The organism is Klebsiella sp. KP20-425-1 (genome assembly GCF_025813515.1).
Taxonomy (GTDB): Bacteria; Pseudomonadota; Gammaproteobacteria; order Enterobacterales; family Enterobacteriaceae; genus Klebsiella; species Klebsiella pneumoniae.
In genome coordinates this window covers 2,684,942-2,702,538 of sequence record NZ_CP109614.1, presented here as the reverse complement: position 1 = coordinate 2,702,538, position 17,597 = coordinate 2,684,942, and the positions used below count along the sequence as shown (strand labels likewise).

Below are 17,597 nucleotides of genomic sequence, written 5' to 3'. Positions count from 1 at the left end.
TACGTTTGTTATGGGCTGAGAGGGGCAAGTAATTCGGGCCCCTGATTTTTCACATTGCCGACCGCCCGCGTTACCGGGTGCCAGGTAAAATCGTCGGCGGGGACGGCTCCGATGCTGGCAATCTCCGCCGCTTCCGCGCCGGTGACATCCTGCCTCATCCATTCCCGGGCGGCTTCAGGCGCCAGGACCAACGGCCGACGGTCATGAATATCGACAAGACCGCGATCGGCGGCGGCCGTCACGATCAAGAATCCTTCGGCATGGTCCCCACGTTCGAACGGAGTCCGACCAATCGCGGCCATAAAAATTGGCTGGCCATCCTTACGCTGGATAAAGTATGGCTGCTTTGTATTTCCTTCCTTTTTCCACTCAAACCAGCCGTCGGCGAAGCAGATCGCCCGTCCGTGCTCCCACAGCGGCTTGAACATCCTGCTGGAGGCTGCAGTCTCAACCCGGGCATTAATCAGCGGCGGTTTATCCCACCATCCTGGCGCATAGCCCCAGTAAACGGCATCGAGATGGAGTTGCTCATCGCGTTCATTGAGGAGTAAAACTTTTGTCCCGGGCGCGACGTTATAGCGCCCGATAGGCGCCGGGTCCCAGGCAATATCTCGTTCGGCCGCTTCAACGAGATGCGCCAGGTATTCCTCCCGGCTTTGCGCTTGCGCAAAACGTCCGCACATAGCCACCTCCAGCGTGATGTCTGACTAACAGTATAGATCAGCTGCAAAACGGTGTTTTCACCTGCCCAAATACCACGCTCCTTCCACGTTAGTAGACCATTATTTCAGGCCGTCATCTTGCCTGACGTCGCGACAGTACACGCTGGGCGTTAGGCCTGGCATTGTCCGTTTATGCTTCATCGTTATTACCCTAACGCCTGTCTGATAAAGGAAATCGTTTTTACTCTTTTTATTATCTTTCAGAATTATCGCACAGAGTTTTACCTTTGTTTGAAATGGTTGTCGCTGGGTTGTATTTGAAAATATCCACCCCTTATTATTTAAAAAGTCATCTTTATCTTTTAAAAGGTTGTTATGAGTAACTTACTATTATTAGTCCTGGCGGTGGTGTTATTGTTTACATCTTTGTTTTTTGGCCTGTCCTATGTTAGAGAAAGAAGAAAAATGAAGATGCGCTTTAATAAATTCCGACGTTAACCGATCCTTCCTGCGGAAAGCGCAAGAGCAACAGATGAGAATCTCGTTAACTCTTGTTTGGTAGCTATTTGGAATTTTTTCATAATATTGATTTTGTGAGAGAAGATCGTCTTATGACTGATGCCCAGTTTTTGCGCTATCTGCTGATTGTTCATTCCCGTTCTGATCGCATCGATAATATAAAGTTGTGATTTGGTCAAGGTTAACCGAGGGCATTTGACACAGCGTCTGCTGTCTTTTTCCAGCCCACCGCAACTAGATGTTGTCGACTCCGTCAGACGTTTTGCAATCTGATTTTTTACGCGGCGCAAGCCGCTGTTCATGCTGATAAAAGTGGCATCGCGTAGACAAAGTGGTAACTGTTCAACCTGCAAAGCGCTGTCGGTGGCGACGAAAATAAAAATAGACGTGTGCGGAGGAAGTTTTTTGAAAAACGGGTGGCATAGATAATGTTCACCAGCGGCCATTTCTGTGAACAGCATATCAATCGGACCTAATATATCTGTGGAACAGTCCACAACGGAATACGGTTCACGGATGTGTTCTTCTTTCGCGATCTCGCTAAGCAGTTCGCAAATTCCGCGATTAAGAAATATGTTTTCAGTGTTAATTAAAATATCAGGCATAGTCATGGCGATCGTGAAAGTTGTCATGCATTTAAAGTGGAGAACATTAAATGCGTATGCCTTTAGGATATTTCTAATAATCAACAAATGCAATAAGTCTAATTTTGGACTTTGAGCTGGCGAGTAAAATTAATGGTATATTAATCAATGACTTATTTTTTAGCGTTGCGCGAGCATGACCGCTAATTTGGCACAAACTGCTTAAATTGCTTATATTGCATGCGTTAATTCTGGTCTCAAATATATTAATCAGAGTTACTTATTCACTGTATGAATTGCTTTTCCAAAAATACCTTTTGCAGGCGCGGGTCCTTGAGGAGATTGCGCCTGAGCGAAACCTGGGGTGGTCATTGATAAAAAGGGGCGGGGTAGACCCGCCGCTGCGGAGGGTGAACAGCAACGGCGTACAACAGAATCAGTTATCAGGATTGTTGGAAATGCTTTTCCACACCATTCCCAGGCCGATCAACATCGACGCGAAGAGGGCGAACAGGGTGGTTGAGATAAAAATGCTGGCCATGGCGGTGCCTCAGAAAGTGCGTATGCAGATCATTAGGCACGGTGTCGGATGAAAGGTTCCTTACCCGGCCGGGTATATTTTCACCAGCGGCGTCCGGTTGACGGCAACAAGGCGAATACCACGTCGAAGCGCCGCTGTTGGCAAGGGGATTCTGACAGGCAGCCGGGTTGCTAACCGCGCTGTTCAAGGGGAGAATACACAACGGCAAGGGGGGAGCGATTCGGACGTTGACATCCCCTTAAACAAGTTATATATACATGTCGCTTCTGTTTATTGAATGTTAAACAGCATCAGTTATGGGACTCAGAAGCGCCACAGCCCCCGCCGTCGGGCGGGGGTAACTTCGCCACCGGCATGCTTATTTTTCACTGAGGCTGGCGAAGAAAATTTTTTTATTTCGGGTCTTGAAAAACGCGCCTTAGATATTATTTTATATAGCGGACAAGCAATGCTTGCCTTTATGTTGAGCTTTTGAATGGATATTCAGGAGGTTAATTATGGCACTCAAAACCTTGTCAGCACTCCCGGTATTTGCTGATTCTCTTTTTGCCGATCGCTTTAATCGTATTGACCGTCTTTTCAGCCAGTTAACGGGCGATACGCCGGTGGGCACTTTACCGGCTTATGATTTACAGAAAGTCGACGACAGCAATTTCCTGCTCAGCGTCAGCGTGCCTGGCTGGAAAGATGATGAGCTGGAAATAGAAACCGTAGGGGGGAATCTGCATATTTCCGGGAAACGCCAGGAAACCGATGCCTCGACAGACAGCGGTGAACGCTGGATTTATAAAGGTATCCGCCGCGCTAATTTCCAGCTCAGTTTCTCTCTTCCTGAACACGCCCAAATTAATCAGGCGCAGCTGGATAGCGGCATCTTAAAAATAGCCATCCACCAGGAGATCCCGGAGAGCGAAAAACCGCGTAAAATTGCGATCGAGAATCAGGGGCGCGTGATAGAACATAAAGTTTGATTCACCGTTGTTCCGAGGATGTTACCTTAAAGGCCCGCCCTGCGGGCCTTTATCCTTTCCCCCCTGAAAATATAAATGGCCTCCCGACGACAAAGAAATCGATATGCTATTCTGTTAACAGACGCAGTGAGTCTGCTATTTCTTTCAATTTCGGCGAGGAGGAAGAATGACTGACGAGATCGATAGCGACGCAAACAGTACGCATGAACTAACCGCTGAAGTGGCTCGGGCGCTGATCGCGCGCGGTTGGCGACTGACCACGGCGGAGTCCTGCACCGGAGGGAATCTGGCGGCAGCGCTCTGTGCCCAGGCGGATACCGCGGCATTTTATGATACCGGCGTAGTGACCTTCAGCGATGAAGCCAAGCGCAACGTGCTGCAGGTTCGCGCGGAAACCCTGGCGGTACACAGCGCCGTCAGCGAAGCCTGCGTTCAGGAAATGTCCTCTGGTATTCTGGCGCTCGCCGGGGCCGATATCGCCATCGCCGTCAGCGGCTACGCCGGACCGGAGGGCGGGGAAGATGGTACCCCCGCCGGCACGGTATGGTTTGCCTGGAATTTTCGCGGCCAGACTGAAACCAAACGGATGTGCTTTGCCGGCGACTGTGAGACCGTGGTGGCGAAAGCGGTACGATATGCCCTGGCGGCGCTGAGCGAAAAGCTTCCCCACTGGCAGTGACGATGCCCGGGTGCGCGGCCTTACAGGTCCATTGCCTGGCGCGCTACCGGCCAGCAGATCTCCCCGATGCCGTTAAGGCAGGGTCGGGAAAAGAGAAAGCCCTGAAACAGGCGAATGCCCACCGACTGCAGCCAGCACCACTCCTCCAGGGTTTCGACACCTTCAGCCACCACCGTAATGCCAAGATCCTCGCAGCAGCGAACGACCGAGGCGACAATCGCCTGTTTGGTGCCGCTAATATGGATATCGCGTACCAGTTCCGCATCCACTTTGATTTTATCAGGCTGAAAACGGGTCAGTAACGACAGGCCGGAATAACCTGCGCCAAAGTCGTCGATGGCCAGCTTCATGCCCGCGACGCGCAGGGCTTTGAGCACCTTGCGGAACTGGTCAAAGCAGGTGATCACCTCTGTTTCGGTCACCTCGATCAGTACCTGATCCGGTCTGAGGCCGGCCGCCAGCAGGCTGTCCATCAGCCAGCCTACGGCGTCAGGGTGGTGATACAGCGATCCGGGCAACAGGTTAATCGCCAGCTGATGTTTCCCGAGCGGCAGCTGGCCGGCGAGAGCGAATGCATACGCTTTGCTTTCAAGATCAAAACGGTAGCGATCCTCCGCCGCAATGGCGGCAAACATTTCCACGGGAGAGCCGCCGGTTGGGCTGCGGATCAGAGCCTCAAAGGAAGAAACTCGCTTTTTAGCCGGCTCGACAATAGCCTGCAGAGCAAACTGGCAAGGTTGACCGGGCAGGTGCTGCGGCGCGGCCGTACCTGACGCGGGCATCATCATCCAGCGAGAGGGCTGCAGCGGCTCGGGCAGGCAATAGCGGCCGCCGTCGGCAATGAAGGCGCTAAGCAGCCGGAACATCCGGTCGTTGACCGGTTCGGTGACCCCAAACGTGCTAAAGCGCAGAATTTCCTCCAGCGCGCCATCGGTTTCAAACAGCCGGAGATCCAGTATGCGCATTCCGGTGCCGTGAAAACGTCGGTAGGCTGAGTAATCGCGCATCAGCTCCACTACGTCGCGATGACGCGGGTCGCTTTGGATTTCGCTGAACAGCGACTCAAGTGCCTCCTCAGTCCCTTCCAGGACCTGGAAAAACTGCAGGCCGTTAAACAGCAGAATGCCGGTGATGCCAAGGGGCAAATTTTTACTGCTGGCGCGATGGACTAAAGCGTCGAGATCGACGGGCGGGCGGTCAGGATGAACCTGGCTGCGGTAAATCAGGGTGGTTAGCATAGTTGTTACGATCGCTCCCGCGGCGTAAGGACATCCGCGCTCAGCATGCAAGATGAGTATGGCCTGACCCTAAAGGAGGGCGAGGCTGATATGTACAAACATTCAACCAACCGTGATGTCCGCTACGCGGAACGCGAGCTTCACTTTGTGATTCCCTTCACTGTACAGGGAATTACACATTTGGCTATCTTTTTCTCATCCTCAATGCAAAAAGACGCTAACAGGCCTCTCATTCCCTCCTCAGACACTGGCGCTGCGTCTTATTTTACCTGTTAATATTCGCTACCAGGAATTATCCTACCATTCTATTTCCCACTCTCAAAAATGAGGCGCTGGTCTTGCCTGAATATAATCGAGTGAATATTATCACTCTAAATTAAATTCTTTTGTCAGGTTTGATATGAGCGACTTCTTTATTATTTTGTGTCTGATTTTATGTCCCATCATTTCTTTATGGAGTGGCTTTTCCTATATTCAGGAAAGGCGCAAGAGACGGTATGTTTTCCGTTCCAGAAGATGATTGTTTGACAGAATAAAATGACGAGTTGTATCAGCGTTTGGCGAGCAGTTGCACAAGGTTGTTAAACTGCTGACGGCTATTCAAATTAAATTTACTCATAATATTCTTTTTATGTGAATGAATCGTTTTGGGACTAATATTTAGCGCAGCGGCGACTTCATGCGGGCTCAGGCCAATACTGAACGCGTAAATGACTTTGGTTTGCGCGTCGCTGACCGACCTGCAGGCGCAATTAATGCAACGCCGCAGACGATTGAACGGCGGGTCTTGCCGCGGTAGCAGCGGACGCTCAATGGCGTTAGCTATCTCATCTTTCAGCCGCTGAACGCGAGCGTGAGGCGGCATAAATACCGCATGCTGCAGACAATTCGGTAAACCCTCATCTACGGTAGCGTGTTCATTGTCCGGGAAAATAAAAAGCGTATATTGTTCCGGGGCATGCTGAAAAAGATCCTGGCACAAGTACCACTCCCCCGCGACCATTTCCGTGAATATCACATCAGCTTGCGCCATCGATCCTGCATCCCATTGTTGAGAAAACTGATAGTGTGGCCGCCCGGCGGCCTTCATCGCTTCATCAACCAGTTCAGCAATAGCGACTCGCAAATAGTGATTTTTTATATTGAACAAAAAATTAGTCATATAACTTCCCTGTGGGCATTAAAAAACATATCTGGATAAATTAAAGAATATAATGATGATGCAGGTACTATTTTTAGCCGTCGTAATCTAAGGGATGTTTTCCATTAATGCAATATCTGGTGGAGAAAGTGAGATAACGGTATATTGATATGCGAAAGTTCCTAATAAACAAAACCTTAAGCATATATTTTTCACTATTTAAAGCCGTTTGCTGTTTTTTTATTTTTGCGATGCATAAAAAGCTTAGTGATAGCCGCGCTCTGTTGTTAAAATTAGCGGAGGACAAGAATACAGGATGTATGCCGTACTCATGAAGCAGATGCTCTATTTGAAAATGCTGGCGTGGCTGGAGGATAATATCTATTGTAACCCGGCGATCGATGACCTGGCGCAGTATATGGGCTATTCGCGTCGGTTTGTGTACGACGTGTTTTACCAGTATGGCCAGTTACCCATCGGGCAGTATATTCGTCTGCGGCGGTTGACCATCGCAGCGGTCAGTCTGCGCTTAACACGGCAACCGATCGCCGCTATTGCCTGGCAGTTAAGCTATGACTCGCCGCAGACCTTTTCCCGGGAGTTTAAGAAGCGCTTTTCGCTCTCGCCACGTGAATACCGTTGCGCGGCGCACTGGGACACGGCAAAGCTGTTGAAAAAGTTTCACCCGGACGGAGAGAGCCTACCTCTGGCTCGTTTTTTTTCTCTGCCGGAACAGGTCTATTACGGCTATCCGATGAAGTATGAACTGCGCCTGTCGGATTTGGTGTTGCAAAGCACCGCTAAGACGAGCATCAGACAAAAGGTTGACCGTTTTTTCACCGCTGGCGGAGGCTCGCTTTCCGTACTTTCCGACTACGCCGCGGCGAGCAAAAATGAGCTTAACGTCGAGGTTAACGCTTTTGTCGGCTGTCATGAGGCGGGAAAGCTGCCCCCCGCGCTGGCCATGAACAGCTCGCTGACCACCCGGTCAGGGCTTTATGTCGGGGTTGAATTCTACGGCAGCTGGTCACGTTATGCTCGTTTATCCAGCGATCTGTATATGGAACTGCTGCCATCCCTGGGGGTAAGTCGTCGGGACGGCTATGACATTGAATGTTTTATAACCCGCCATGCGGAAGGCGAAGAGGCAGGGGACAGGCGCTATCGCGTACGCTATTTTATCCCGGTGACGCTGTCGGCAGCGGGTCTGCGGTCTGACAGCGGTAGTGGGTCAGGGCCTGTGCCGGGGCGAAGTTAAGGTGGCCGGAGCCACCCAGGTTAACATCAAAGCGCAAACCACAGCAGCCAGGTGATGAGAAAGCCCGTCACCCCCATGATGGTTGTCAAGACGGTCCAGGTTTTGAGTCCATCCGGCACCGAGAGTCCGAGATAGCGCGTGACGACCCAGAACCCGGCGTCGTTGACGTGCGACAGCCCGAGCGAGCCGAAGCAGGTCGCCAGCGTCACCAGCACCAGCTGCAGCGGCTCCAGACCGACAACCGCCTGCGACAGCAGACCGGAGGTGGTGAGGATCGCCACGGTGGCCGAACCCTGCGAGGCTCTGAGCACCAGCGATAGCAGAAAAGCGGCGGGCATCAGCGGCAGATGTATTGTCTCCAGCGCCTCGGCTAAGGCATTACCGATGCCGGAAGCGACCAGTACGCCGCCAAAGGCGCCGCCGGCGCCGGCGACGAGGATCACGTCCGCCGACGAGGGGATCGCGCTGCCGGTGACTTCGCCCAGCTTTTTCAGGCTCATCCGCCGACGGATGCCCAGCGTCCAGCTGGCCAGGCCCAGGGAGATCAGCAGGGCGACCGGCGGGGTACCAATGACGGTCATCAGCTGGCGAACCGCGTTTTCCGGCAGCAGAAGCGCCTGACACAGCGTCCCGGAAACAATCAGCATGATGGGCACCACGATCAGCCCACCGATAACCAGCGCATTCGGCGGCGGCAGACGGGTCTGCTGCGCGTTAACCGAGAGATCCGGTACTTCCGCCGTTTGTTGCTGCTCCAGCACGTTAATCGACAGATGATAATGGCGCCGATTGATAAACCGGGCGACAAAATAGCCCACGATACCGACGACCACCGACACCCCAATCCCCGCCAGCATCAGCCAACCGACATCGCTATGCAGAATGCCTGCCGCAGCCGCTGCGCCAGGATGGGTGGGCAGCGCCACGTGGACGGTTAACATCACGCCGGCCATCGGCAGGCCAAACTTCAGCGGCGACACGTGGGCGACTTTGCTGAAGCCGTAGATTAACGGAATGATGATGATAAAGCCGACTTCAAAAAAGACCGGGGTGCCGAGAATAAAAGCCACAATGGTTAAGGCGGCAATGGTTCGTTTTGCACCCAGTACGCCGGTCAACGTTTTCGCCAGCGATTCGGCGCCGCCGGACATTTCAATCAGCACCCCCAGCATTGAGCCCAGAATAATAATGCTGGCGATGTGGCCAAGCAGGCCGCCCATGCCTTTTTCAATGGTGGTTATAATTTTATCTGCCGGAATGCCGGCGGCGAATGCCACCAGCAGGCTGACGATCAGGAGCGCCACAAAAGGATGTGCTTTCGCTTTGATCACTAACAGGAGCAACAGCACTACGCTGGCTAACGCAATAAGTAACAGCGCCGATGTCGACATAGGTTTGCCTCGGGTATTAACAGGTGTACAGAGAGTTATTTTTTTAGAAAACGGCGTTTATTTTTTCCGGTAGGGCGAGAACCACCCCAGCCCGGAAAGCGTGTCTGTCCGGGGGATATATTCGCAGCCGATCCAGCCGTCATAACCGGTTTTATCCAGTAGCGCATAGAGCCACGGATAGTTTATTTCGCCCTCATCCGGTTCATGACGGTCGGGCAGGGAGGCAATCTGAATATGGCGATACTGGCCGGCATATTCGGTAATAAGATGGCTTAAATTGCCGTCCACCTTCTGCGCGTGAAACAGATCTAACTGCACCGCCAGGTTCGGCCTGTCGACCCGTTTCACCATCGCCAGCGTCTGATATTGACTGTGGTAGAGATAGCCCGGTTTGGTCTGCGGATTCAGCGCTTCGATGAGTATCCGCTTGTCGTGGCGGGCAAAGCACTCCGCGGCGTAGCGCAGATTATCGATAAGCACGGCCTCGCAGGCTGCGCGATCCGCTCCCGGCGGCACCACGCCGGCCATGATATGCACCTGCGGGCAACCGAGCTGGCAGGCATACTCCAGCGCCAGCTCAATATCGCGTCGGGCCTCCGCGCTTCTCCCGGGGATGGCGGCGAGCCCCCATTCTCCGGCGTTGACGTCGCCGGGTGGGGTATTGAACAGCACCAGCTGCAGCTGGTTCTCCTGCAGGCGCTGTCTGATTTCCCCGGCGGCATACTCATAGGGAAACAGAAACTCAACGGCTTCAAATCCCGCCCGGGCAGCGGCGGCAAAGCGTTCCAGGAACGGCAGTTCGGTAAACAGCATGGATAAATTTGCAGCGAATTTTGGCATGGTTTTATCTCAGTTCTTTCACTTCGTCAGCGGTCAGGTAGCGGATCTCGCGGTTGCCGAGGGTAAATATCAGCCGTGCGGTCTCTTCCAGTTCCTCGGTATTGTTGGTGGCTTCGCGCAGCGATGAGCCAGTAACCACCGGTCCGTGGTTGGCCAGTAAAAAGGCGTTATAGCGGGGCGCCAGCCCGGCCAGCGCCTGGGCAATACGGTCATCGCCCGGCCGGTAGTAGGGAACCACCGGGACGTCGCCGACGCGCATCACCACATAGGGGGTAAAGGGGCGGATACAGTTGTGCGGATCGAGCCCCTGCAGGCAGGAGAGCGCGGTCAGATAGTGGCTGTGCAAGTGGACGATCGCCTTGCAGGCCGGGTTGTGCAAATAGACTGCCCGGTGAAAAGTGACCTCTTTCGACGGTTTGTCGCCGGAGATCCATTCTCCTTGCAGCGTCACCACCGACAACCGCTGAGCCTGCAGTTCGCCGAGGCAGGCGCCGGTCGGCGTCGCCAGCAGGTTGCCGTCCGGCAGCAGCAGCGACAGATTGCCAGCGGAGCCGGTGGCATAGCCGCGGCTAAATAACGAGGCGCCAATCTGCACCATTTCCTCTCGCAGTTGTTGCTCAGTCATGACGAAACTCCTGCTGGGCACGGGCAAAGAACTGGATATCGCCGAAGTTACCTGACTTCAGCGCCAGGGAGAGCGGCTGGCGGGTGTCACGCACCCAGGGCACGCCAGGGGAGATGGTCGGCCCAATATGGAACGCCTCAACCCCCAGGGTCTGCGCCACAATGCTCGACGTTTCCCCTCCGGCCACAATAAAGCGGGTAAATCCTTTCGCCTTCAGGGCGGCGGCAAGAGCGGCAAACAGCTGTTCCACCCGTTCGCTGCTGGCCTTGTCGCCATACTGCGCCTGGATCCGCTGCAGCGTTTGCGGCTCGGTGGTGGCATAGATCATCGGCGCCAGCGGCGCATCGCGCTGCGCGTCCACCCAGTCAGTCAGCGTCCTGACGTAGCTCTCCAGATCGGTAAAGCAGGCGCTTAAGTCGACGGCGCGGGCGGGGGCCTGTTGACGATAGGCCGCCACCTGGCTGTTGGTCATCACCGAGCAGGAGCCCGAGAGCACCACCGCCGGGCCGACCAGCGGCATGCCGGCCTGAGCGCTTTCACCCCGGGCGCCATGGCGCTGCGCCCAGTCGCGGGCGAGGCCGATGGCGAGGCCGGAACCGCCGGAGACCAGCTTCATCTCCCGCAGCGCCACGCCCTGGGTGAGCAGATCCTGTTCACTGAGGGCGTCTAGCACCACATAGCGCACCGCCGGATCGTTGACTGCCGCCAGCGCGGCGGCGACCGCCTCCGGCCCCCGGGCGACAATCGGCCAGGCAATCAGCGCAGCTTTTCCGCGCCCCTGGCGCTCAATTAAGCGGCCCAGGTGCGCATCCTCCATCGGCGTCACCGGATGGTGGCGCATCCCGGACTCATTCAGCAGTTGCTCGCCGACGAACAGATATCCCTGATAGACCGTGCGGCCGTTAACCGGCAGCGCCGGGGAAATCACCGTCCGCGTCTCACCCAGCTCGGCCAGCAGGGCATCCAGCACCGGGCCAATGTTGCCCTGCGCGGTGCTGTCGAAAGTGGAACAGTACTTGAAATAAAACTGCTGACAGCCCTGGGCCTGCAGCCAGCGCAGGGCCGCCAGCGACTGGCTGACGGCCATTTCCGCCGGGCAGGAGCGAGTTTTCAGGCTGATGACCACCGCCTCGCTGGTCAGCGGAAGATCGCGGGTCGGCACGCCATTCAGTTGCACCGTCGGCATGCCGTTGCGCACGAGGAAGCTGGCAATATCCGTGGCGCCGGTGAAGTCATCGGCAATGACACCAAGCTGCATGTTGTCTCTCCTCACTGTTTATGGCCCGGCAGGGTGATGCCGTTGAAAATCTTGATCACCGCGCTGTCATCTTCCCGACCGAATCCGGCATTACTGGCGGAGGTGAACATATTCAGCGCGGTAGTGGCGAGCGGCAGCGGGAAGGTCAGCGCCCGGGCAGTGTCATTCACCAGCCCGAGATCTTTGACAAAAATATCGACAGCGGATTTTGGCGAGTAATCGCCATCCAGGACGTGCTGCATGCGATTCTCAAACATCCAGGAATTACCCGCCGCGTGGGTGACCACGTCATACATCGTCTCCAGTGGGATCCCGGCGCGGGCGGCAAGCGCCATCGCTTCGGCGGCAACGGCGATGTGCACCCCGGCCAGCAGCTGATGGATAATTTTTACCGTCGAGCCAAGACCAATGTCGCTCCCGATGCGGTAGACTTTGCCGGCCACGGCGTCCAGCACCGGCGCGAGGCGGGCAAAGGCGGCATCGCTCCCGGAGGCCATCACCGTCATGTCGCCGGCGGCCGCTTTCACGGCGCCGCCCGATACCGGCGCGTCGAGCATCAATAGCTGGTACTCCGCCAGCGCCTCGGCAATGGCCTGAGCATCGGCGGAGGCGATGGTGGACGACACCATCACGACGGTGCCCGGCTTCAGATGGGCGGCGAGGCCGCTCTCGCCGAACAGGATCCCCCGCACCTGGGCGGCATTGACCACCAGCAGCACAACTGCATCCAGTTCCGCGGCGAACGGCACCGCGCTGGGGCCCGCGCCTTTGGCGCCCGCCGCCAGCAGTGCGCGACAGTTGTCGGGATTGATGTCAACGCCCCAGGTGTTCAGGCCCGCCTGCAGGCAGGCGCGGGCGGCGCCCATGCCCATTGAACCCAGTCCAATCACGCAGACATTAGTGTGTGCAGCCATGCTGGTCTCCTTGTGAATATTAGTTAATTAATGTGATTTAATGATAGAATAAAGCGTTATCATGTGAAAATATGTGAGAGTTATCACGAATAACCCACATGAATATAAAAAATTCACAGGTGGAAAGAGGCTGCACAACGGCGATTCTTGCCCTAAAATAGCGTAAAAACAGCGGCAAAGCGCGATAACAACACCGGGTGTCGCCAGGGCCGTAGCCTGGGTGGTGACGCCTGGTGTGAAAAAATGGTAAGGGGAGAGCGGTGATTCCAATAGAACGACATCAGCGTATTTTAGCCCTGGTGGAGCAGCGTGGGGCGGTAAGCATTAACGAGCTGACGGAGATCCTCGGCGTGTCCCATATGACCATCCGTCGGGACGTCAGTAAACTGGAGGAGCAGGGGCTGCTGGTCAGCGTCTCGGGCGGCGTGCGCGCCGTCAGCCGGCTGGCTGCGGAACCCAGTCATCTGGTGAAAAGCACGCTGCAGAGTGAGGAGAAACAGGCGATCGGCGCGCTGGCGGCGAGTCATATCGCTAAAAACAGTTGCATCTATCTGGATGCCGGGACTACCACCCTGGCGCTGGCGCGGGCGATCCTCGACCGGAACGATCTCCAGGTGGTCACCAATGATTTTGAGATAACCCAGCTGCTGATCGATGCCAGCCAGTGCGGCGTGATCCACACCGGCGGCACTCTGTGCCGGGAGAACCGCTCCTGCGTGGGCGAATCGGCGGCGCGTACGTTACGCCACCTGGCTATCGATACGGCCTTTATCTCCGCCAGCGGCTGGGACAGTCGCGGGATATTCACCCCTGATGAGAACAAGGTTACCGTCAAGGAGACCGTCAGCCAGGTCAGCGCGAGAAGCATCCTGCTGTGCGACAGTTCGAAATACAATCAGGTGGCCACGTTTATGGCGTTACCTTTGACCCGGTTCACCACCATCATTACCGACCGGCATCTTTCCGATGCCGCCGCCAGTCATATCGCCCGGCACGCCTGCGAGGTGCTGCGGGCCGGATAACGCGCGCGGCCACCGCCGGGTTAGCGTTGCCAGTGTTCGATCAGCGCCGCGCCGATCCCGGCGATTTGCTGATTTCGCTCGGCCATGCTCGCCGGGGTATCCCGCAGATAAATCACCACAATGCGCTCTGCTTTGTTATTCGGGCCAAGCAGGGCGACAATCCCGCGCGCACCCCGCTCGCCAGCTCCGGTCTTATCGGCGATAAACCAGCCCGCCGGCAGCACGGAGCGGATCAACGGTCCGGCGACCCGATCGTCCACCATCCACTGCAGCAGCTGCCGTTGCGAACGGGCGCTCAGACGCTGGCTGGTCAGCAGCTTGCGCAGGGTCGCGGCCATGCTGGCCGGGGTAGTGGTGTCGCGGGCGTCGCCGGGAAGCGCCTCATTCAGTTCCGTTTCCCAGCGGTCAAGGCGGGTGACGTTGTCGCCGATCTGGCGCAAAAAGGCAGTCAATCCTGCGGGGCCGCCGACGGTGGCCAGCAGCAGATTGGCGGCGCTGTTATCGCTCATGGTAATGGCGGCGGCGCAGAGTTCGCCGACCGTCATGCCGTCGGCAAGATGTTTTTCGCTGACCGGCGAGTAGTCCACCAGATCCTGCTGGCGATAGTGGATCTTTCGCTCCAGCTGTTCGTCACCGGCATCCACCCGCGCCAGCACTGCGCCGCAGAGCACTACTTTAAAGGTGCTCATCATGGGAAAGCGTTCATCGGCGCGCCAGGCGGTCAGCGTGCGGCCGCTGGCCAGATCCATTTCTATCATGCCTACGCGGCCCGACAGCTGGCTTTCGCTTTGTTTAATTTGCTCAAGCGGCTGCGGGCTGGCGTGTACCGCCAGCGGCAGGGTGGCTAACAGGGAGATAATACACAGGCGAATATAACGCATAACCACAATACATCCTTGAGTGAGGGCCGATAAAGGCGAGTAAAGAAGCGACAAATAAGAATAACCCGGCGTTTTGCTGATTCACAATTCCTCTTTTTTCCTTCATCATTTGTCATCTTTTATTTCGAATAATCAATATCTAGCCCTGCCTAAGCACGCTATTTTTTGACTCAAGGCCGTGATGAACTATAAGAAAGTACTAAGTACCGCACTCTGTCGGGCGTCGCTGTTTGCCGATCACCACGCCCGCCGGTCCCTGCGGTTCGCCAACGCTATATGCCATCCCGGGAGGAACTAGTGCACCCGATAATTAAGGTCATGCTGGTGGGCGGTAAGGCGGACGGGCTGTTGGTCAGCGTCGCCGATGACGCGACCGAGGTCTCGGTGACGCCTGCGCAGTACGGTGCGCTATCCGGGCAACCGTTGAGCTACCGAATTGTTAGCCAAACCATTGACGATGAACGCTATTTTTTTGGCGTTTTCAGCGACGCCCATCAGGATAGCGATAAGCTGACGCGGGTCGCCCTGACCCGTGGAATGAAAAAAATGTTCTGTTAAACCCTGCCCGAAAGGGGGCGTAAGAGGGTATGCCGGGCGCCGCTGTGCTACTGTGGCAGCCTTCTATTTCCAGGGCCGGACGCATAATGATTCAGTACATTCGTATTCAAAATTTTCGCTCAGTGAAGGATATCGCGCTGGAGCTCGGGCCGCTGAACATTGTCTTCGGCCCTAACGGCTGCGGTAAATCCAATATTTATAACGCCATCCACCTGCTGACCGCTGCCGCTGAGGGCAGGCTTTCGGGGTTTATCAGCGAAGAGGGCGGTCTGGAGAATATGATGTGGTCCGGGGAGCGTTCGCCCCTCGATCGTCACCCCCGCCGGCTGCAAATCGCCTGCCGGACCGACAGCTTCGATTATGAGCTGCAGATAGGCTTCCCTGAAAAATTGCCCTATCCGACGCAATTCATGCTCGATCCTATCGTTAAAGAAGAGAATATCTGGCTGGCCGGCTACTCCCGCCGGCCTTCCTCCCGCGTACTGCAGCGCAAGAATCAGGCGGCGTTTCTCGTCGATGTCACCGGGGAGAAAAGTACTTTCACCGAGAGTATTTATGAAAATGAGTCGGTGTTCGGTCAGCTTGGCGAGCCGCACCGTTTCCCCGAAGTATCGCGAGTGCGGGAGACCTTGCGCCGTTGGCGGTTTTATCATGAATTCGCGATTGGCCGTCATTCGCCGCTGCGTCAGCCGGCCGTGGGTTACCGTTCGCCAGTCCTCGACAGCGATGGCCAGAATCTCGCCGCCGCCTTTCAGACCATTGTCGAGATCGGCGCGGAGGAGATTTTGCATGAAATCCTTGCCGACGCCTTTCCCGGCTGCCAGTTTTATTGTGAAAACGAGCACTCGCGTTTCGCTCTGAAAATGCGTCGCGAAGGGATCCGCCGCCCGCTGCTGGCGGCGGAGATGTCCGACGGTACGCTGCGCTTTTTGTGCCTCGCCGTCGCGCTGCTCAGTCCACGCCCGCCGGCGTTTCTGGCGATCAATGAACCGGAGAACAGCCTGCATCGCGACATGTTGCCCGCGCTGGCCCGGCTGATTATCGAGGCCTCGCGCTACAGCCAGATCTGGCTGACCAGCCACTCGGCGGAGCTGGCGGAGCTTATCGCCGCCGGGGCGCCTTGTCAGCGCTATGCGCTGGAGAATCGCGGCGGTGAGACGCGGATTGTCGAGTGAAGCCCGTCATCCCTGACGGGGGCGCTGGAGTCAGGCGGGGCTCTGCGTCTCTGCGGTCGGCAGCAGACGGTTGCCGCCGCGTAGGGTGACGAACGAGAGCAGGGTGAAGCTCAGGGTTATGCAGCCGAGGATCAGATAGGCCTGATGGAAGCCGACGGTGTCGTACATCCGGCCCACCCAGGCGGAAAGCACCACCCCGGACAACTGTTTTGACAGATTAAAACCGATCAGGAACAGGGTGGCCGAGAGGCGCGGGTTAAAGGCGGAAGAGATATATTTAAAAGTTCCCACCAGCAGGAAGGGGATCTCAAACATATGCAGCATCTTGAGGATCACCACCTCGACTGCCGATGAGGCGAAGGACGACCCGAGAATACGCACCGACATGATCATCCCCGCGGTCAGCAGGGCGTTTTTGGCGCCGATGCGGTTAACGATGGCCGGCGCGCAGAACATGATCAGCGCGTTGAGCAACTCGCCGCCGGTGGTGACGAAGCCAAACACTTCGGTACCGCGCTGCGGACTGGCGAAAAAGCTTTTGAAAAAGTTGGCGAACTGCTGGTCAAACACGTCGTAGACGCTGGCGACACCCACCACATAGACGATAAAGCCCCAGAAGCGCGGCATACGCAGCAGCTCTGCCGCCGTACGCAGCGAAAAGGCCTGGCGATTGGCGCCCAGCGCCTCGATAACCTGGGCGCTGTTGCTGCTTTCCGGCCGCGACAGCCAGAGCAGCAGACCGAGCACCAGCGCAAAGCCGGAGGCGATCCAGAAGGTGATATTGGGATCGATGCCGAACAGCACGCCGGTTATCGAGGCGCATAGCGCCCAGCCGACGCAGCCTGCGACCCGCACTTTGCCATATTCAAAGCGGTTGGCCCGGCTGACGCGTTCGATATAAGCTTCCACCGCCCCGGAGCCGCTGGAGAAAACAATCCCCAGGTAGATCCCGCCTACCAGCGAACCAGCGATAATATTCATCTGCAGCAGCGGAGAGAAAACGAAAATAAAGAATGGCGCGAACAGAATTAACAGTACCGTAATGGTCCACAGCAGATGTTTGCGCAGGCCGAGCTTATCCGACATCAGGCCGAACACCGGCTGAAAAATAATGGCGAATAACGAGATAGACGAGAAAACGATCCCGGTTTCCGTTTTAGTTAAATGGTTAACGTCCGCCAGCCACACCGGAAAAAACGGGAAGTAGGCCGACATAATGAAATAGTAAAAGAAAAAGAACAGCAGGAAATAGACGAAATTATGCCGTTCTCGTGGCGCCAGTTCTGAGAATTTCATCACCATGATCCCTTGTTATTCTGTTTGTGGGGTGGGGGCTGTCG

23 protein-coding genes are annotated in these 17,597 nt (G+C 56.0%); 10 read left to right on the top strand and 13 right to left on the bottom strand.

Annotated features, from left to right (window positions below; translation table 11 throughout):
- Positions 1–8: 8 nt before the first annotated feature.
- The gene (locus tag OHJ17_RS13360; RefSeq protein WP_023313134.1) at positions 9–683 is read right to left on the bottom strand and encodes an SOS response-associated peptidase; all 675 of its coding nucleotides are present in this window, start codon (positions 681–683) and stop codon (positions 9–11) included.
- Between the two features lie 171 nt (positions 684–854).
- On the opposite strand from OHJ17_RS13360, the gene OHJ17_RS13355 reads away from it, so the two are divergent.
- Positions 855–983 (top strand): hypothetical protein, encoded by a 129-nt coding sequence (locus OHJ17_RS13355; RefSeq protein WP_004219446.1) that lies wholly within the window; start codon positions 855–857, stop codon positions 981–983.
- Positions 984–1,037: 54 nt separating this feature from the next.
- The gene (locus OHJ17_RS13350; protein WP_004143611.1) at positions 1,038–1,160 is read left to right on the top strand and encodes a small membrane protein; all 123 of its coding nucleotides are present in this window, start codon (positions 1,038–1,040) and stop codon (positions 1,158–1,160) included.
- Here OHJ17_RS13350 and OHJ17_RS13345 read toward each other — a convergent pair.
- From OHJ17_RS13345 to OHJ17_RS26405, 3 genes are all read right to left on the bottom strand, one after another.
- Positions 1,157–1,792: a helix-turn-helix transcriptional regulator gene (locus OHJ17_RS13345; RefSeq protein ID WP_004179740.1), complete on the bottom strand. Its 636-nt coding sequence runs from the start codon at positions 1,790–1,792 to the stop codon at positions 1,157–1,159. The two genes, OHJ17_RS13350 and OHJ17_RS13345, sit on opposite strands and share 4 nt — an antisense overlap.
- Before the next feature lie 67 nt (positions 1,793–1,859).
- Positions 1,860–1,982 carry a hypothetical protein gene (locus OHJ17_RS13340; RefSeq protein WP_020316505.1) on the bottom strand — a complete coding sequence of 41 codons (123 nt, stop codon included), beginning with the start codon at positions 1,980–1,982 and terminating at the stop codon, positions 1,860–1,862.
- Between the two features lie 219 nt (positions 1,983–2,201).
- A complete protein-coding gene (locus OHJ17_RS26405) occupies positions 2,202–2,297 on the bottom strand; it encodes a YnaM/YnfT family protein (RefSeq protein ID WP_271229884.1) in 96 nt (31 codons plus the stop codon).
- Here OHJ17_RS26405 and OHJ17_RS13335 point away from each other — a divergent pair.
- The 3 genes from OHJ17_RS13335 to OHJ17_RS13325 all read left to right on the top strand — a co-directional run bounded on the left by OHJ17_RS13335 (position 2,257) and on the right by OHJ17_RS13325 (position 3,956).
- Complete coding sequence (locus OHJ17_RS13335; RefSeq protein ID WP_223174615.1) at positions 2,257–2,358, top strand: hypothetical protein; 102 nt, start codon at positions 2,257–2,259, stop codon at positions 2,356–2,358. The two genes, OHJ17_RS26405 and OHJ17_RS13335, sit on opposite strands and share 41 nt — an antisense overlap.
- A gap of 445 nt (positions 2,359–2,803) precedes the next feature.
- The gene (locus OHJ17_RS13330) at positions 2,804–3,277 is read left to right on the top strand and encodes an Hsp20 family protein (protein ID WP_002903808.1); all 474 of its coding nucleotides are present in this window, start codon (positions 2,804–2,806) and stop codon (positions 3,275–3,277) included.
- A gap of 166 nt (positions 3,278–3,443) precedes the next feature.
- Entirely contained in the window at positions 3,444–3,956 is a 513-nt protein-coding gene (locus OHJ17_RS13325) for a 2-oxo-tetronate isomerase (RefSeq protein ID WP_004179742.1), read from the top strand.
- 20 nt (positions 3,957–3,976) lie between these two features.
- Here the strand turns inward: OHJ17_RS13325 and OHJ17_RS13320 are convergent, their stop codons facing one another.
- Positions 3,977–5,194: a diguanylate phosphodiesterase gene (locus OHJ17_RS13320; RefSeq protein ID WP_004143607.1), complete on the bottom strand. Its 1,218-nt coding sequence runs from the start codon at positions 5,192–5,194 to the stop codon at positions 3,977–3,979.
- A 400-nt stretch (positions 5,195–5,594) separates the two neighbouring features.
- Here OHJ17_RS13320 and OHJ17_RS26460 point away from each other — a divergent pair, with 400 nt between their 5' ends.
- The gene (locus tag OHJ17_RS26460) at positions 5,595–5,714 is read left to right on the top strand and encodes a small membrane protein (RefSeq protein WP_004195995.1); all 120 of its coding nucleotides are present in this window, start codon (positions 5,595–5,597) and stop codon (positions 5,712–5,714) included.
- A gap of 30 nt (positions 5,715–5,744) precedes the next feature.
- Here the strand turns inward: OHJ17_RS26460 and kbvR are convergent, their stop codons facing one another.
- A complete protein-coding gene (gene kbvR / locus OHJ17_RS13315) occupies positions 5,745–6,356 on the bottom strand; it encodes a LuxR family transcriptional regulator KbvR (protein ID WP_002903816.1) in 612 nt (203 codons plus the stop codon).
- A gap of 310 nt (positions 6,357–6,666) precedes the next feature.
- Here kbvR and OHJ17_RS13310 point away from each other — a divergent pair, with 310 nt between their 5' ends.
- Entirely contained in the window at positions 6,667–7,593 is a 927-nt protein-coding gene (locus OHJ17_RS13310) for a helix-turn-helix domain-containing protein (RefSeq protein ID WP_032103266.1), read from the top strand.
- 26 nt (positions 7,594–7,619) lie between these two features.
- Here the strand turns inward: OHJ17_RS13310 and OHJ17_RS13305 are convergent, their stop codons facing one another.
- From OHJ17_RS13305 to ltnD, 5 genes are read right to left on the bottom strand one after another with little or no spacing between them, the layout of a single operon-like run.
- Positions 7,620–8,984 (bottom strand): GntP family transporter, encoded by a 1,365-nt coding sequence (locus tag OHJ17_RS13305; RefSeq protein ID WP_029602383.1) that lies wholly within the window; start codon positions 8,982–8,984, stop codon positions 7,620–7,622.
- Positions 8,985–9,041: 57 nt separating this feature from the next.
- Complete coding sequence (locus OHJ17_RS13300) at positions 9,042–9,824, bottom strand: HPr family phosphocarrier protein (RefSeq protein ID WP_004183945.1); 783 nt, start codon at positions 9,822–9,824, stop codon at positions 9,042–9,044.
- Positions 9,825–9,828: 4 nt separating this feature from the next.
- Positions 9,829–10,449 (bottom strand): 3-oxo-tetronate 4-phosphate decarboxylase, encoded by a 621-nt coding sequence (locus tag OHJ17_RS13295; RefSeq protein ID WP_002210516.1) that lies wholly within the window; start codon positions 10,447–10,449, stop codon positions 9,829–9,831.
- Complete coding sequence (gene otnK, locus OHJ17_RS13290; protein ID WP_004224682.1) at positions 10,442–11,707, bottom strand: 3-oxo-tetronate kinase; 1,266 nt, start codon at positions 11,705–11,707, stop codon at positions 10,442–10,444. The genes OHJ17_RS13295 and otnK overlap by 8 nt, the downstream gene beginning before the upstream one ends.
- Positions 11,708–11,718: 11 nt before the next feature.
- On the bottom strand, positions 11,719–12,621 hold the full coding sequence (gene ltnD, locus OHJ17_RS13285) for an L-threonate dehydrogenase (protein ID WP_002903955.1): 903 nt from the start codon (positions 12,619–12,621) through the stop codon (positions 11,719–11,721).
- 260 nt (positions 12,622–12,881) lie between these two features.
- Here ltnD and OHJ17_RS13280 point away from each other — a divergent pair, with 260 nt between their 5' ends.
- Complete coding sequence (locus tag OHJ17_RS13280) at positions 12,882–13,643, top strand: DeoR/GlpR family DNA-binding transcription regulator (RefSeq protein WP_002210513.1); 762 nt, start codon at positions 12,882–12,884, stop codon at positions 13,641–13,643.
- Between the two features lie 20 nt (positions 13,644–13,663).
- Here OHJ17_RS13280 and OHJ17_RS13275 read toward each other — a convergent pair whose 3' ends face one another.
- The gene (locus tag OHJ17_RS13275) at positions 13,664–14,524 is read right to left on the bottom strand and encodes a broad-spectrum class A beta-lactamase SHV-11 (RefSeq protein WP_004176269.1); all 861 of its coding nucleotides are present in this window, start codon (positions 14,522–14,524) and stop codon (positions 13,664–13,666) included.
- A gap of 297 nt (positions 14,525–14,821) precedes the next feature.
- On the opposite strand from OHJ17_RS13275, the gene OHJ17_RS13270 reads away from it, so the two are divergent.
- Positions 14,822–15,082, top strand: a complete 261-nt coding sequence (locus OHJ17_RS13270) for a hypothetical protein (protein ID WP_004176262.1) — start codon at positions 14,822–14,824, stop codon at positions 15,080–15,082.
- Positions 15,083–15,168: 86 nt separating this feature from the next.
- Positions 15,169–16,257, top strand: coding sequence for an AAA family ATPase (locus OHJ17_RS13265; protein WP_001620097.1), 1,089 nt, complete (start codon positions 15,169–15,171; stop codon positions 16,255–16,257).
- 30 nt (positions 16,258–16,287) lie between these two features.
- Here the strand turns inward: OHJ17_RS13265 and OHJ17_RS13260 are convergent, their stop codons facing one another.
- Positions 16,288–17,553: an MFS transporter gene (locus tag OHJ17_RS13260; RefSeq protein ID WP_004176258.1), complete on the bottom strand. Its 1,266-nt coding sequence runs from the start codon at positions 17,551–17,553 to the stop codon at positions 16,288–16,290.
- Between the last annotated feature and the right edge of the window lie 44 nt (positions 17,554–17,597).